Genomic DNA, 13,725 nt, shown 5'->3' with positions numbered 1-13,725 from the left:
GCGCCGCCGCCTAGCCTGTGTCCATCGAAGCGAAGGGCCGACCGGTTCGGTCCTCGCCAGTCCAAGGGAGGGACAGATGGCCGGTGAACTTCCAGAAGATATCGTCCAGGCAATCGCGATCTCGAATGCCAAGTCGATCGGCGAGCAGCCCGCCATCCTGGCGAACCTCGCGCTTGCCCAGCAGATCTTCAACCAGAACATGCAGCAGCAGATCAGCCTGGGCCAGCAGCAGGCCATGAACCAGGTGCAGATGGCCGCGGCCGCGCGCTGCGTGACCATGATCGAGAACGCAGGCGGCTGCAAGAACCAGGAGGCCATCGAGAAGATGGCCCGCGACCTGGAGAAAGTGATCAGCGACATCGGCGCCTGGAAGCCCAGCGGCTGAGCGTCACGTACATGCGCGGCCGTTGCCCCATGCCGGCCGCGCCCGGATCCCACGCGTCCGACCGGACGCGCCGGATGCCCCGACACGGGGCGGTAAGCCAAGCAGCACCCTTACGTACACACCATCCTCAAGGAAAGGAGAAGAACCATGGCTGCACTGCCAGAAGACGTGGTGAGCGCCGTTGCGATCGGCAACCTGAAGGCCATCTCGGAACAGCCCGCGATGCTGTCCAACCTGGCCTACTCGAACACGGTGGCCAACACCAACCTGTCGCAACAGAACGCGGTGGCGAACCAGCAGGCGATGAACGAGCTGGGCATTTCCGTCGTCGCCAAGGCGTCCAACACCGTCAGCAACCTCGGTCCGCTGGAGGCGCGTTCCGCGGTCGACATCCTGACCAACGACGAGCTCGCGCAGACCATCGCCGACATGAAGGCCACGCTCCAGGCCTTCACCACCCGCCAGTAAGCCCGCTCCCGCGGGCATTGAACCGGAGGTCTCGACATGCTTGACCCATCCGTAGTCGGAGCAGTGGTGATCGGCAATCTGAAGGCGATCTCGGAGCAGCCGGCCATGCTGTCCAACCTGGCCTACTCGAACGTGGTGTCCAGCAACAACATCGGCCAGCAGAACGCGGTATCGAACCAGCAGGCCGGCAACCAGCTGGGGACCCCGCTCGTCGCCAAGGCCGTCAACCTGGTCAGCGACATGGGGCCGCTGGCGGCACGCTCGGCGGTGGACGTGTTGTCCAACAACGAGCTGTCCCAGACCATCGCCGACCTGAAGTCCAGCGTGCAGGCCTTCGCCGGCCCGCAGGGTCCGTCACGGCTGCGGCGCCTGCTCGACCTGGGCCTGGAGATCGATGCGAAGGGCCAGCTGGTGGTCCATCCCCCCGTGCCCGCCATCTTCATCCCGGGGAAGGTCGCCCGGGAGGACATCGAGATCGTGCTCAGCGATCAAGGCGTCACCGTCAAGGTGAAGAAGGTCGGCTGATCGGCCAGCAAGGTGAAGGCGGGGCCGGTCCCTGGCCGCCCCGCCTTCACGCGGAGTGCAACGCATGGAAACCGAAACCATCGATATCCGCGTCGAGGATCGGCGCGACACGGGCCATCCCGTCACCGCGGCGATCGCGATCGGCAGCCTGGCCACGATGCAGCAGCCGGCGCTGCTCAGCGACCTGGCCTTCTCCAACCACGTGGTCGGCAACGACCTCGGGGCGAAGTCGCAGCTGGCCCACCAGGACGCGATGAACCGCCTGCGCCAGGGCATCGTCGCCGGTGCCGTCGCACGCGTGCAGGGTCCAGGCCCGGGCACCGCGCGGGCCGCGGTGGACGTGTTGACCGGCAATGCGCTGGCGCAGGAGATCGCCGATCTCAAGGCCGCCGTCGATGCCTTCGGTACGCGGCCATGAACTGGGCGCCCACGTCCTCCCGCGAAGCGGACGACGAAGCGCCGATGGCGCGCTACAACCGGCAGCTCGCCGCGCGCATCGACGCGCAGTTGCAGAGCGGGCTGGAGGCCAGCCTGCACGGGGCGAAGCATTGCGTGGTCAGGACCGGCGTGAACGCGGTGCTGACGGTCCTGCCTGCGGCCACCGGCGGCGACGCCGGGGACGTCGTGTTCGGCCCGGCCCCGTTCGCGGCCTGCATCGCCTACGTCAACACGAACCTGGTGGATCGCGAGGCCCGGCCGCACCGGCCGCCGCATCCGCACCCGGCACCCCAAGGGAGAACGCATGATGAAGACGCCTGAATCGATGGCGCGGATGGGCGAGGTGGTAGAGGACATCGCCGCGTCGATGACGCGGGTGGCCACCCATGTCGCGATGCTCGGTGTCCAGGGCGATGCCGATGAGCAGATGCGGATCATCACCGAGGAGAACAACAAGGTGCTGGACCGGATCCGCGAACTCTACGACCTGCCCCCGGCCCCGGAGCGCTGACGTGGCCGCCACCGGCGCGATCGTCGAACGGCCGCTCGCGACGGCCGCGGCCCTGAACGCGACCGCGCTGCCGATGGCCGAGGCCGGCTACACCTTCATGGTCGAGATCCTCGGCAACGATACGACGCCGCTGATCGTCGGCTCGCTCGCGCTCAGCGCGACGGCGATCTTGGAAGGGCTGGCCGCTTACGAGGCCACCGCCGCCCTTGGCGCGGGCACGGGCGCGGGCACGGGCACGTGACGGCCATCGCCACCTCCGCAGTCCGACTGCGTCCGGTGCCGGAGCGGATCCGGCTGCTGGCCTTCCCCGATGCGGGCACCCGGGATGCGTCCGGGGCCGGCGCGGCGGCAGACCCGGGCGCGTTCTTCATCGTCCAGGCGGACTGCACGGATGTCCGCCTGCCGCCCGACGTGGCCGACTGGCTCTCGCTTTCGCCGCCGACGCCGATCGCCACCGGTCTCAGCCGCGTCGACTACCGGGCGGACGACAACGTGCGCGCCGCCCGGCGGGCGCCGGTCACGCTGACGGTGCGCGGTCGCCCGTACACCGTCACGTTCGAGCAGCAGCCCGGTGACCTCGTGCAACTGGAACTGGTGCGGACGCTCGGATGCCCGCTGAACCTCGACGTGCTGGTCGCCGTCGGCTTCGTCGCCGGATTGATCCAGAAGATCCCGGTGCCCCCGGTCCGGCTTCTGGTCCTGGTCGTGGCGATCCTCGCGCTCATCGCGCTGGGCTTCGTGGTCGCCGCGGTGCGGCACGGGTTCGCGGCGGTGCCGGAACCGCAACCGCTCTCCACCGATACCGGCGGCCTGCCGGTCACCGTTATCCCCGGCGTGGCGCTGGCCCGCGGCCTGCCGCTTCCAGGCGTGGCCGCGGAAGACCAGACGATCGCTTTGCAAACGCTCAAGGCGATCTACTGGCTGATCAAGCAGGTCGCGTGATTCCGCGGAGCGCCCCGCGGCGGGCGAGGCGTTCCGCGCGTGCCCTGCGCCCCGGCGCAGGCACGGATGCCACCCCCGCCGCCACATGTCATGGAGAACACAGACGATGAACATCACAGACGATGTACTGGGACAGGCGCCGTACACCCGCCTGCTGCCGCTGGGCTACATGGTCCCCACGTTCTATCCCACGCCGTCGGGCACCGTGCAGGCGCGGTCCGGTGCGCCGCAGGTGACGTTGCAGGATCCTGACCTGCAGGCGCGCGCCCAGCGCCTGCTCAACGTCCTCTACTGGACCGCCGATGCCTGCAAGGACCAGCAGGGCATGGACGACGCGTCCACCCTGAAGGTCTTCATCGCGCCGGAGTTCTACTTCCGCAAGGCCTCGGCCGACGAGGTCAGCGGCGGTGGTTTCTCGCGCTCCACGAGCTTTGGTGCCTACCCCGAACGCGCACGCCAGGAACTGGCCGAGGCGCTGTACGGGGCCATCCACGACTCGCCGCTGTTCAAGGACTGGGTGATCGTGGCCGGCACGCTCTGCTCGGCCCTCCCGTTCGACCTCTCGGGCCGGATGAACCTGCTCAATACCGCGATCATGCTGCGCGGACAGCGTGCCCAGCCGGATGCCAGCGTGCCGTACATCTTCATGGAGAAGCACTACATCTCCAACATCGACGGACCGGACGGGCGGGACCATGCCAACCTCGACCCGACCACCACGTATTCGTTCCGGCTCAACCCCGACCAGCACCTGGACAACCTCGTCTACTGGGACGGCATGAGCGTGGGCCTGGAAGTCTGCCTCGACCACAGCGAACAGGTGGTCGCCAACGCGATGAACCTGCTGCGCCAGACCCTGGGCCCGCGCGCGGCGTCGCTCGAGCTGCAGCTCGTCACGTCCTGCGGCATGTCGATCGTCCAGCAGGCCGTCGCCGTCGCCGACGGTGCGTTGGTGATGCTGGTGGACGGTTACTCGCACGTGGATTCGGGGCTGCGCGAACCGATCTTCCAGATGGGCCGCCATGACGCCGCGACCGGTTCCACGCACGCCGTGCCCGCCACCAGCTTCCAGCTGAAAGCCCTGCCTGACGGCGCGGACTACCGCGTGACCTACGCTGGCGGGCTGTACACGGGGCGCCAGGGCGTCTGGACCAGCACGCAGCCGCTGGCCTTGAACGCGACGAAGACGCAGGCGACATCGGCGGCGGTCTCGCCATGAACCTCCACGACGTGATGGCCGTGGTGAACACCGAGGCCGCGGCCACCCTCGCCCTGAGCAAGGGCGGCTGGGAAGGCTGGGTGCAGTGCGAGCTCTGGCGGCACCTGACGGTGGTGAAGGGCGAGCCGGCCGAACGGGAGTATCCCTATCCGCGACCCTACCAGCGGCAACGGTGCGACCTGGTCGCCCGGGGCGATGACGGCAGGCCGCTGTGGACCGAGATCAAGGCCTACGGCATCTTCAGGGAAGGGGATGCGGACCGCTTCCTCGACGGCATCGGCGTGGACCTGATGAAGCTCGAAAACCGCCCGCGCGGCACCCGGGCGCTGTCCCTGGTCGTGGTGCCCAAGGCGATCGAGGAGAGCTTCCTGTGGGCCCTGCGGCAGCGCAAGTGGCTCGGCTTCAGCGTCACCAATGGGACCGTGGTGTCCGTCTTCCACATGACGTTCTGAAGCAGGGACGGGGCGGTGGGCCCGGCGTCAGGCCGGGACCACCGCCTTCAATGCGTTGCAGATGGACGCCGCGAGTTCTTCCTGCTCGCGGATGCCGAAACGCACCGAGCGGTCGAACTGCCCGGCCCAGGTGACCCGGCTCAGCGAGGCATCCACCAGCCGGATCGACGTGCGGATCCGCTCCGCGTCGACCCGCACGCTGCCCTCGACCCGGTGCCGCGGCGCCGTGCGTCGGGCATCGCCGTCCCGGCGCTCGGACCCGTTCGCCGCGAGCGAGGTGGACATCCGCATGAATACGTCGTCGAACGACGAGAACAACTGGTTCAGAAGCTCCTCGTACAGTCCATGCGCGAAGGCCTGCCCCTCGCCGTAACCGGCGATATGGCGGATCGGTTCGATCACCAGCGCGCCGCCTCCCGGCGCCGGCGCCACCGGCGGCTCCCCCGGCGAGGAGGCGCGCCGGAACGCCAGCCGGTGCTGGCCCACCGGGATGTGGACCTCGATGCCGCCATGTCCGCGGCGGTCCGCGTAGTAGCGCGCGAGCCGCTGGCGCAGGCGCCCCACCTGGACCCGAACGATCGGATCCTCGGCGGCATAGTCGGTCGGGCGCCGGTCGAACACTTCGATGCCGATGACATATTCGCTCACGTTCCCGGCGTCGCCCGCGAGGGCCTGGTCCACCAGGAACCGGAGCAGGCGCCGCATCCGGTGGGCCTTCTGGAAGTCGCTGCTGCCGAGAATCGCGTCGCAGGCGTCGCGGATCTCGTCCGCATGGAATCCGTCCATGCACCGGGCGTCCTTGTTCACCGTGCGCTTCCCCATCCGTGTCGTTACACCTTCCCTGCGAACGCGTCCTGCGCCCCCGGGTGCCCACCCGATGGACCGGCGATGCCGGCGTCCGCCCGGCGTCCAGTCTCCGCGATCCGCGCTAAGGCCGCGTGCAGGCGGGCGCGAGGAGGGCGGCGCCGGAACGGCCATGCACCTGCGTGCGACCTCTCCTACACTGGCCGGCAGGAGGGATGCCATGGATGCCGAGCCAATCGCGCTGTCGCCCACGCTGGTCGTCGAGGACGACCCGGCGACGCGCCTGCGCCTGCAGGGACTGATGGCTGGCGTCGCGGATGACGGTGCGCGGGTCGCGGCCGTCGGCGACCTGGCGACCGCGCGCGAACGCCTGCGTGAAGGCGACTTCGCGCTCGCGCTGGTCGACGTGCAACTGCCCGACGGCAACGGCATCGGGCTGATCGACTGGATGCAGGTGCATGCACCCCGCACGCAGGCCGTGATCGTGTCGGCCTATGCCGGCGAAGACACCATCCTGGCGGCGCTCCGGGCGGGTGCGGCCGGCTACCTGCTCAAGGATCGAGACGACATCGAGCTCGTGGTGTCCTTGAAGAGCCTGCGCCGCGGGGGCGCGCCGATCGACCCGTCGATCGCGCGCCGCATCCTCGCCCTGCTGCCACCCGGGCCGACGCGCGGCGGGGTGGCCACCGCGGTAGCGGGCAGCGACGGGCCGGGGTCCGGGGCGCCGCCAGTGCCGCTGTCGGAGCGGGAAAGCGAGATCCTCGCGCTGGTCGCGCAAGGGTTCAGCAACCGCGAGATCGCCGAGATGCTGTCGCTGTCGCGCTTCACCGTCGAAGTCCACGCGCGCAACATCTACCGCAAGCTCGCGGTCGGTTCGCGCACCGAGGCGGTATTCGAGGCCCGTGCGATGGGCCTGCTGCGTTGATCCGCCGCATGGTGCGGGGGCTGGCGGTGCTGCTGCTGTCGCTGCTGGCGACGGTGGCCCCGGCGTCGGAGTCCCCGGGTCAGGCCTCCGCCCCCCAGCTCACCACGACGCTCGTGCACGCGGAAGCGGTGCGTTCGGACTGGAACGCCACCGAGCCCCCGGCCACCGGCTGGGTCCCGGTCACCCTGATGGACCAGTGGCAACAACGCTGGCCCGACCACGATGGCGTCGTCTGGTACCGCGTGCGCTGGCGGCAGGACGGCCCGGGCCCCGTGGGGCTGATGCTGGACTACACCTGCCTGGCCGCGGCGGTGTACGTCAACGGCAGCCTGGTCGACCGCGATCCCTCGCTGGTCGAGCCGCTGTCGCGTTACTGGCACAGCCCGCGGTACTACCTCGTCGACGCACCGCTGCTGCGCCCCGGCGGGAACGAACTGCTGGTGCGGGTGTCCGGCCTGGTGGCCTACCAGCCCGCGTTCGGCACCGTCACCGTCGGCGCGCCCGATGCCGTGCAACGCGCCTACCGGGGCGCCAAGCTGGCGCGCCACGACCTGCAGCTGCTCGATGCATCGATCGGCCTGGTGCTGGCGGCGGTGTTCGGCCTGATCTGGCTGCTGCGTCCGCGCGACACCACCTACGGCTGGTACGCGCTCAACGGCCTGTTCGGCATGCTGTACGCCTCCAACTACATCGTCACCCGGCCCTGGCCGTTCCCCACCACGCACGGCTGGCAGGCCTTCATCGCCGCCTGCTTCGTCGCCGCGGCGGTGACCTACGCGCTGTTCCTGCTGCGCTTCGCCGGCCTCCGCTGGCCGCGCTTCGAACGGAGCCTGCTGGCGCTGGGCGCGCTGGTGTTCGCAGCCGCCCTGCTGTTCCCCGGCTGGATGGGCCCGCACCGCAACGCGTACGTGGTGCCGATGATCGGCTTCGCCTACCTGATGAGCCTGGCGTTCGCGGTGTTCGCGTTCCGCCACGGGCGCGCGGAACACAAGGTGCTCGCACTGTGCGCGCTGGTCCCGGTGCTGGTGTCGCTGCACGACCTGTCGGTGTACCTGGGCTGGTTCCGCGGCTCGGCCTACCTCGGCGCGTTCGGCTCGCCGATCACCCTGCTGGGCATGGGCTTCGTGCTCGCCTACCGGTTCGCCAGCACCATGAAACGGGTCGAGGGCTTCAATGCCGAACTCAGGCACGAGGTCGAGGCCGCCACCACCCGGCTGGCGGACACGCTGGGCCGGCAGCATGCGCTGGAACTCGCGCACGGCCGGGCCGGCGAGCGCCTGCAATTGGTGCGGGACCTCCACGACGGCTTCGGCGGCACCCTGGTCGGCGCCATCGCGCGCCTGCAGCAGTCGCCGGCCGACATGCCCAACGCGCGGGTGGTCGACCTCCTGCGCGAGATGCGCGATGACCTGCGCCTGGTGATCGACTCCACCGCACGCGAGCATGCCGACCTCGCCGAACTGCTGGTGCCGCTGCGGCACCGCGCGACCCGCCTGCTCGAGGCCGCCGACATCGACGCCCACTGGCACCTCACGGGACTGGAAGGCGTCGACCTGGGCAGCGGCCGCAGCCTCGACCTGCTGCGCCTGCTGCAGGAGGCGCTGACCAACGTGTTCAAGCACAGCGGTGCCGGGCGCGTCGATGTCCACGTCCAACGCGACGGTGCCGTGCTGCGCGTGGGGGTCCGCGACGACGGCGTGGGGCTGCAGGCCGGCGAGGCGGCACGCGCGGCAGGCGGCGAGTGGGGTACCGGCCTCGCCAGCATGCGCCTGCGCGCGCAGCGCCTCGGCGGCCGGCTGCAGGTCGAGACGGCGTCCGACGGCGGAACCGCCCTGCGCCTGGAACTGCCGCTGGCGGCCTGAGGGCGACGGCGCGACGCCCGCCACCCGGTGCTCGCCACTACCTGATTTCAGGGATACGTCCTCCCCGGAGCTTGCTTGACACTGCGCACATTCCGCTTGGGGGGCGGACGGACCTCCGGGCCTCCCGACAGCGGCTTGCCGAGAGGACCTCTCCATGTCGAACCGAACCGCCCTGCCGCCACGCCCGCTTGCCCTGGCCGTCGCCCTGTGCGTGGCCACTGCCGCCCTGCCAACCGTCGCCGCGCCGCCCTGCGACGACGCGGATGCCGTCGACGCTGCGGATGCGACGAACGCTCCGGAGCACACGGGTGCCGTACGCGCGACGACGACCAGGATCGGCGACGCGGATGCGCTGGCCGATGCGGCCTGCCTGCAGGACGGTGCCGCCGACGCTACCGCCGCCAACGCTCCTGCGGCCACCGAATCCTCGTCTCCGTCGGCGGCGTCCCTCCCGGCATCGGCGAAGGCCCCGGCATCCACGCAGGCCGCGGACGTGGTCGCCGCGGGCGCCGAATCCCTCCCCTTCGTGGCCGTCAGTCCCGCGGCAGCGGACATCGGCACCCAGGATGCGCAGGCGCCGCGGCTGGGCTCGATCGCCATCGGCAGCAACGCGATGGCCAACACCACCGGCAACAACTACGGCATCGCGATAGGCGCGGGGGCCCAGGCGCAGGGCTACAGTTCGGTCGCCATCGGGCCGGTGGCGACGACCGGTTCCGCCGCATTCGGCTCGGTCGCGCTCGGCCTGTACGCGGTTGCCAATGAGAGCGGCGTGGTCTCCTTCGGGTACGGCGCGGGGGACTCGGTCCTGCTGCCGGGCACCAACCAAACGGTCACCTTCACGACCGAACAGACCCGCCGCCTGATCCACGTCGGTGCCGGCCGTGCCGACACCGACGCGGTCAACCTGTCGCAACTGCATCCGTTGGCCATCGCCCTGGGCGGCGGTGCGAGCTATACAGGCGGGGTGTTCACTGCGCCGGCGTATGGAATCCAGGGGGGCAGCTACGCGACAGTGGGCGATGCCTTCGCCGCGGTGGACGTGCGCCTGGACCAGTTGCAGGCCAGCATAGATGGCATCGCGCTGACGCCCGGCCCGGCGGGTCCAGAGGGTCCGGCGGGCCCCGAAGGTCCGGCGGGCCCCGAGGGTCCGGCGGGTCCCGAGGGTCCGGCAGGCCCGGAAGGTCCGGCAGGCCCGGAAGGTCCGGAAGGTCCGGCAGGTCCGGCAGGCCCGGAAGGTCCGGCAGGCCCCGAAGGCCCCGAAGGTCCGGAGGGCCCCGAAGGGCCGGCAGGTCCAGATGGCCCGGCAGGTCCAGACGGCCCGGCAGGTTCGGGCAGTGACCTGGCGGTGGAGTACGACGGCCACGATGCGGATGCGATCACCTTGGCAGGCGACAACGGCACGCGGATCGCCAATGTCGCCGACGGTGTCGATGCCGGCGATGCCGTCAACAAGGGCCAGATGGACGCCGGCGATGCCGGCACGCTGCGCGCCGCGACCACCCACGCCGATACCGGTGATGCCGCCACTCTGGCCGCCGCGACCGGCCACACCGATGCCCGCGAAGCGGCGATCCGGGGCGACATGGCGGCGGGCGATGCTGCCACGTTGCAGGCGGCGAACACGCACGCCGACGCCGGCGACGCGGCCACGCTGCAGTCAGCCCGCAGCTACGCCGATCGCACGGCGGCATCGACGCTGGACTCGGCACGCGCCTACACGGACCAGGTCATGGCCTCGTTCGGGGCGGACCTGGAGGCGTTCCGCAGTGATGTCGACGACCGCTTCCACCAGCAGGACCGGCGTATCGACCGCCAGGGGGCGATGGGCACGGCGATGATGAACATGGCGATCAACGCGTCCGGGACCCAGAGCCCGCGCGGGCGCATCGCGGTCGGCGCGGGCTTCCAGGGCGGTGAGCAGGCGCTCTCGATCGGCTACGGCGTGAAGGTCGGCGAGCGCGCATCCTTTTCGCTGGGCGGCGCGTTCAGCGACGGCGAGAGCTCCGCCGGCGTGGGCTTCGGCTTCGACCTCTAGGGCGCGCGCCGTCGGCTGGGGAAGCCGAGGTGTCGAACTCGAAGCGTCGGGGTTCGAGCTCCGGGCGTCGAGGTCTTTACCTCGAAGCGTCGAGGTTTGAGCTCCGGGCGTCGAGTTCACCACCCTGAAGCGTCGAGGTTCAAGCTTCGGGCATGGAGGTCTCTCACTTGAAGCGTCGGGGTTCGAACTCCGGGCGTCGAGGTCTCCCACTCGAAACGCCAAGGTTTGAGCTTCGAGTATCGAGGTCTTCACTCGAAGCGTCGAGGTTCGAGCTCCAGGTGTCGAGGTCCATACCTCGAAGCGTCACGTTTCCGACGGGAGTGTCTGATTTTTCGTGTGCAGGGCGATGGTCAGCTGCCTGCTGCGGCGGAGCTGGGGATGCCGACGTCCGGTGCCCTCGGGGGCGAATGTCCCCCGGCCTCGGCCAGGCCGAGGCCTCCTCCTTGATTTCGCCCCCAAGGGCACCGGACGTCGGCATTGCCCGAGGCCAGCGGTGTCCCGGCACTCTTCCTTTGCACCCTCCACCTGCACGATCCGACGGCGTCGGGGTGGCCGGGTAGGCTTCGGGGCGAAATCAAGGAGGAGGCCGCCGCAGGCGGCCGGGGGACAGTCGCCCTGGAGCCTGCCGGGTCGCCCCGGCGCAGCCCCACCCGGCCGACGCCCCCAACGCCCACCGACGCGCCCCAATGCCCACCCCGACGTCGCGTGCGACACGCCCCCATGCGGGATTCAATGCCCACTCGCTTCCTGCTCGTCGCTGACATCGCGCACGCTGTCCGGGCGGCTCTGCTCACGAGCAACAGACATGCCTGCATGCATCGCATTGTCTCCCCTTTCTTTGCGTCGCCCCGCGTCGCGTTGCGCTGCAGCAATTCATCAAGCCGACTTCCCAGCTGCACGGAACGTTAACGGATGCGGGTCTAGGTTCGACGTGGGCCGTCGCAACGACGCTCCCTTCGTATTCCTGCTACTCGAAGCCGACCTTCACGGGGGAGGGATCACCTGTCTTCGAACGCCGGATTTGCAGTCGAACCGATACAGACCCTCACACCGGAGTGGATCATGGCAAAGGCAGCAGCAAAAGAAGACAAGACCGCGAGCAAGAAAGGCACGAAGAAACAACCGAACTTCCTGATCCTCTGGGGCGATGACATCGGCCAGTCCAATCTCAGCGCCTACACGCACGGGCTGATGGGCTACAAGACGCCGAACATCGACAGCATCGCCCGCGACGGCGTGATGTTCACCGACTACTACGCCGAGCAGAGCTGCACCGCCGGCCGTGCCTCCTTCATCACTGGCCAGTGCGGCCTGCGTACCGGCCTGACCAAGGTGGGCCTGCCGGGCGCCGAGCTGGGCATGCGCGCCGAAGACCCGAACATCCCGGAGCTGCTGAAGGAGCACGGCTACGCCACCGGCCAGTTCGGCAAGAACCACTTCGGCGACCGCGACGAGCACCTGCCGACCATGCACGGCTTCGACGAGTTCTTCGGCAACCTGTACCACCTGAATGCCGAGGAAGAACCAGAGCTGCCGGACTATCCGAGCGACAAGGACTTCCCGCAGTTCAAGAAAAAGTTCGGCCCGCGTGGCGTGATGCACTGCTGGTCGGACGGCAAGGGCGGCCAGAAGATCGAGAACACCGGTCCGCTGACCAAGAAGCGCATGGAAACCTGCGACACCGAGTTCCTCGCCGCGGCCAAGAAGTTCATCAAGAAGGCGAACAAGGAAGGCAAGCCCTTCTTCGTCTGGTTCAACACCTCGCACATGCACTTCCGCACGCATATCGAGGACCGCATCCGCGGCCAGGCCGGGCGCTGGCAGTCCGAGTATCACGACTGCATGATCGAGCACGACAAGCACATCGGCGAGATGCTGGCACTGCTGGAGGAGCTGGACATCGTCGACGACACGATGGTCATGTACAGCACCGACAACGGGCCGCACATGAACTCCTGGCCCGATGCTGGCATGACCCCGTTCCGCAACGAGAAGAACTCGAACTGGGAAGGCGCGTTCCGCGTGCCGTGTATGGTGCGCTGGCCGGGCGTGGTCGAGCCGGGCACGGTCTGCAACGAGATCGTCAGCCACCTCGACTGGTTGCCGACCATCGTGGAGGCGGCGGGCGACGCGGACGTCAAGGAAAAGCTCAAGAAGGGGCACAAGGCCAACGGCAAGAAGTTCAAGGTGCACCTGGATGGCTTCAGCCTGGTCCCGTACTTCACCGGAAAGGCCAAGAAGCACGAGCGCAAGGGCTTCTTCTACTTCACCGACGATGGCGACCTTGCGTGCCTGAGGTACGACAACTGGAAGGTCGTGTTCATGGAACAGCGGTGCGCGGGCACGCTGCAGATCTGGGCGGAACCACTGGTGACCTTGCGGGTGCCGAAGATCTTCAACCTGCGCACCGACCCCTACGAACGTGCCGACATCACGTCGAACACCTATTACGACTGGCTGCTCGATCACGTGTTCATTCTGGTCCCGGCGCAGAACGGCGTGGCGGAGTTCCTGGGTACCTTCAAGGAGTTCCCACCGCGACAGAAGGCGGCGAGCTTCGGGATCGACGAGGTCGTGGCCAAGATGGAGACGGCGGCCGCCGGCGGCGGCTGATCGCGCAGCGGGGTGAAAGCGGCCGCGCATCGGAGTGATCCCGGTGCGCGGCCTTCATGTTGGATGGAAGCCCACGAGGGAATACCTTGAATACCAGCGTCGATGCCACCGGCCCGGACCACAGCACCCAGTTGTCGGAAAAGCGGACCACACTTTCGCTCGAGCGCAGCTTCCTGTCGTTCGAGCGCACCCTGATGTCGTGGCTGCGGACCTCGCTGTCGCTGATCAGCTTCGGCTTCACCCTCGCCAAGTTCTTCCAGTACCTGTCGGAACAGCGCGGCGAGCCGGTCCGTGGCGCCTTCAACCAGACCTGGGCCTCGGATACCGTCGGCCTGGCGATGATCACCATCGGCACGACCGCGCTGTGCATGGCGGTGGTGCAGCATCGGCGCCGGGTGAATGCGCTGCGCGAGATGGGCCTGCAGGGTCAGTGGAACCTCGCGCTGTGGGTCTGCGGGATGGTCGCGATCCTGGGCGTGTTCGCGTTTGTCAGCCTGGTGATCTGGTAACCGTCGCCGAGCCGCCGTCCGCGCGGTGGCCCCG

At 69.0% G+C, this 13,725-nt stretch carries 16 protein-coding genes; 15 read left to right on the top strand and 1 reads right to left on the bottom strand.

Going from position 1 to position 13,725, the window contains the following annotated elements:
- Positions 1 to 76 precede the first annotated feature (76 nt).
- The 10 genes from H4F99_RS00935 (at position 77) to H4F99_RS00890 (ending at position 4,940) form a co-directional block, all read left to right on the top strand.
- Positions 77 to 385: an FAD-binding monooxygenase gene (locus tag H4F99_RS00935; RefSeq protein WP_182667835.1), complete on the top strand. Its 309-nt coding sequence runs from the start codon at positions 77 to 79 to the stop codon at positions 383 to 385.
- A 147-nt stretch (positions 386 to 532) separates the two neighbouring features.
- Complete coding sequence (locus H4F99_RS00930; RefSeq protein WP_182667834.1) at positions 533 to 853, top strand: R body protein; 321 nt, start codon at positions 533 to 535, stop codon at positions 851 to 853.
- 36 nt (positions 854 to 889) lie between these two features.
- Complete coding sequence (locus H4F99_RS00925; protein WP_182667833.1) at positions 890 to 1,378, top strand: RebB family R body protein; 489 nt, start codon at positions 890 to 892, stop codon at positions 1,376 to 1,378.
- A 64-nt stretch (positions 1,379 to 1,442) separates the two neighbouring features.
- Entirely contained in the window at positions 1,443 to 1,796 is a 354-nt protein-coding gene (locus H4F99_RS00920; protein WP_182667832.1) for a hypothetical protein, read from the top strand.
- On the top strand, positions 1,793 to 2,137 hold the full coding sequence (locus tag H4F99_RS00915; protein WP_182667831.1) for a hypothetical protein: 345 nt from the start codon (positions 1,793 to 1,795) through the stop codon (positions 2,135 to 2,137). The genes H4F99_RS00920 and H4F99_RS00915 overlap by 4 nt, the downstream gene beginning before the upstream one ends.
- Positions 2,124 to 2,327 (top strand): Ras family protein, encoded by a 204-nt coding sequence (locus tag H4F99_RS00910; protein WP_182667830.1) that lies wholly within the window; start codon positions 2,124 to 2,126, stop codon positions 2,325 to 2,327. Before H4F99_RS00915 ends, H4F99_RS00910 begins: the two co-directional genes overlap by 14 nt.
- A 1-nt stretch (position 2,328) precedes the next feature.
- Positions 2,329 to 2,568 (top strand): hypothetical protein, encoded by a 240-nt coding sequence (locus tag H4F99_RS00905; RefSeq protein WP_182667829.1) that lies wholly within the window; start codon positions 2,329 to 2,331, stop codon positions 2,566 to 2,568.
- Entirely contained in the window at positions 2,565 to 3,269 is a 705-nt protein-coding gene (locus H4F99_RS00900) for a hypothetical protein (RefSeq protein WP_246371177.1), read from the top strand. The genes H4F99_RS00905 and H4F99_RS00900 overlap by 4 nt, the downstream gene beginning before the upstream one ends.
- A gap of 106 nt (positions 3,270 to 3,375) precedes the next feature.
- Positions 3,376 to 4,488 (top strand): hypothetical protein, encoded by a 1,113-nt coding sequence (locus H4F99_RS00895; protein ID WP_220480978.1) that lies wholly within the window; start codon positions 3,376 to 3,378, stop codon positions 4,486 to 4,488.
- Positions 4,485 to 4,940, top strand: coding sequence for a hypothetical protein (locus H4F99_RS00890; protein WP_182667828.1), 456 nt, complete (start codon positions 4,485 to 4,487; stop codon positions 4,938 to 4,940). Before H4F99_RS00895 ends, H4F99_RS00890 begins: the two co-directional genes overlap by 4 nt.
- 27 nt (positions 4,941 to 4,967) lie before the next feature.
- Here the strand turns inward: H4F99_RS00890 and H4F99_RS00885 are convergent, their stop codons facing one another.
- Positions 4,968 to 5,726 carry a hypothetical protein gene (locus tag H4F99_RS00885; protein WP_220480977.1) on the bottom strand — a complete coding sequence of 253 codons (759 nt, stop codon included), beginning with the start codon at positions 5,724 to 5,726 and terminating at the stop codon, positions 4,968 to 4,970.
- A gap of 238 nt (positions 5,727 to 5,964) precedes the next feature.
- Here H4F99_RS00885 and H4F99_RS00880 point away from each other — a divergent pair, with 238 nt between their 5' ends.
- The 5 genes from H4F99_RS00880 (at position 5,965) to H4F99_RS00860 (ending at position 13,691) form a co-directional block, all read left to right on the top strand.
- Entirely contained in the window at positions 5,965 to 6,669 is a 705-nt protein-coding gene (locus H4F99_RS00880; protein ID WP_182667827.1) for a response regulator transcription factor, read from the top strand.
- An 8-nt stretch (positions 6,670 to 6,677) separates the two neighbouring features.
- A complete protein-coding gene (locus tag H4F99_RS00875; RefSeq protein WP_182667826.1) occupies positions 6,678 to 8,531 on the top strand; it encodes a sensor histidine kinase in 1,854 nt (617 codons plus the stop codon).
- A gap of 154 nt (positions 8,532 to 8,685) precedes the next feature.
- Complete coding sequence (locus H4F99_RS00870; protein WP_182667825.1) at positions 8,686 to 10,569, top strand: YadA-like family protein; 1,884 nt, start codon at positions 8,686 to 8,688, stop codon at positions 10,567 to 10,569.
- 1,062 nt (positions 10,570 to 11,631) lie between these two features.
- Complete coding sequence (locus tag H4F99_RS00865; RefSeq protein ID WP_182667824.1) at positions 11,632 to 13,182, top strand: arylsulfatase; 1,551 nt, start codon at positions 11,632 to 11,634, stop codon at positions 13,180 to 13,182.
- Between the two features lie 86 nt (positions 13,183 to 13,268).
- A complete protein-coding gene (locus H4F99_RS00860; protein ID WP_182667823.1) occupies positions 13,269 to 13,691 on the top strand; it encodes a YidH family protein in 423 nt (140 codons plus the stop codon).
- Positions 13,692 to 13,725: the final 34 nt, after the last annotated feature.

The organism is Marilutibacter penaei, from assembly GCF_014145395.1.
GTDB lineage: Bacteria > Pseudomonadota > Gammaproteobacteria > Xanthomonadales > Xanthomonadaceae > Marilutibacter > Marilutibacter penaei.
This window is presented reverse-complemented; position numbering and strand designations above follow the sequence as displayed.

Excerpts from the sequence above, each read along its gene's own strand:
- H4F99_RS00890 (WP_182667828.1), top strand. The coding sequence starts at position 4,485 with ATGAACCTCCACGACGTGATGGCCGTGGTGAACACCGAGGCCGCGGCC.
- H4F99_RS00925 (WP_182667833.1), top strand. The coding sequence starts at position 890 with ATGCTTGACCCATCCGTAGTCGGAGCAGTGGTGATCGGCAATCTGAAG.
- H4F99_RS00935 (WP_182667835.1), top strand. The coding sequence starts at position 77 with ATGGCCGGTGAACTTCCAGAAGATATCGTCCAGGCAATCGCGATCTCG.
- H4F99_RS00895 (WP_220480978.1), top strand. The coding sequence starts at position 3,376 with ATGAACATCACAGACGATGTACTGGGACAGGCGCCGTACACCCGCCTG.
- H4F99_RS00910 (WP_182667830.1), top strand. The coding sequence starts at position 2,124 with ATGAAGACGCCTGAATCGATGGCGCGGATGGGCGAGGTGGTAGAGGAC.
- H4F99_RS00930 (WP_182667834.1), top strand. The coding sequence starts at position 533 with ATGGCTGCACTGCCAGAAGACGTGGTGAGCGCCGTTGCGATCGGCAAC.
- H4F99_RS00865 (WP_182667824.1), top strand. The coding sequence starts at position 11,632 with ATGGCAAAGGCAGCAGCAAAAGAAGACAAGACCGCGAGCAAGAAAGGC.
- H4F99_RS00920 (WP_182667832.1), top strand. The coding sequence starts at position 1,443 with ATGGAAACCGAAACCATCGATATCCGCGTCGAGGATCGGCGCGACACG.
- H4F99_RS00880 (WP_182667827.1), top strand. The coding sequence starts at position 5,965 with ATGGATGCCGAGCCAATCGCGCTGTCGCCCACGCTGGTCGTCGAGGAC.
- H4F99_RS00875 (WP_182667826.1), top strand. The coding sequence starts at position 6,678 with ATGGTGCGGGGGCTGGCGGTGCTGCTGCTGTCGCTGCTGGCGACGGTG.
- H4F99_RS00885 (WP_220480977.1), bottom strand. The coding sequence starts at position 5,726 with ATGGACGGATTCCATGCGGACGAGATCCGCGACGCCTGCGACGCGATT.
- H4F99_RS00915 (WP_182667831.1), top strand. The coding sequence starts at position 1,793 with ATGAACTGGGCGCCCACGTCCTCCCGCGAAGCGGACGACGAAGCGCCG.
- H4F99_RS00870 (WP_182667825.1), top strand. The coding sequence starts at position 8,686 with ATGTCGAACCGAACCGCCCTGCCGCCACGCCCGCTTGCCCTGGCCGTC.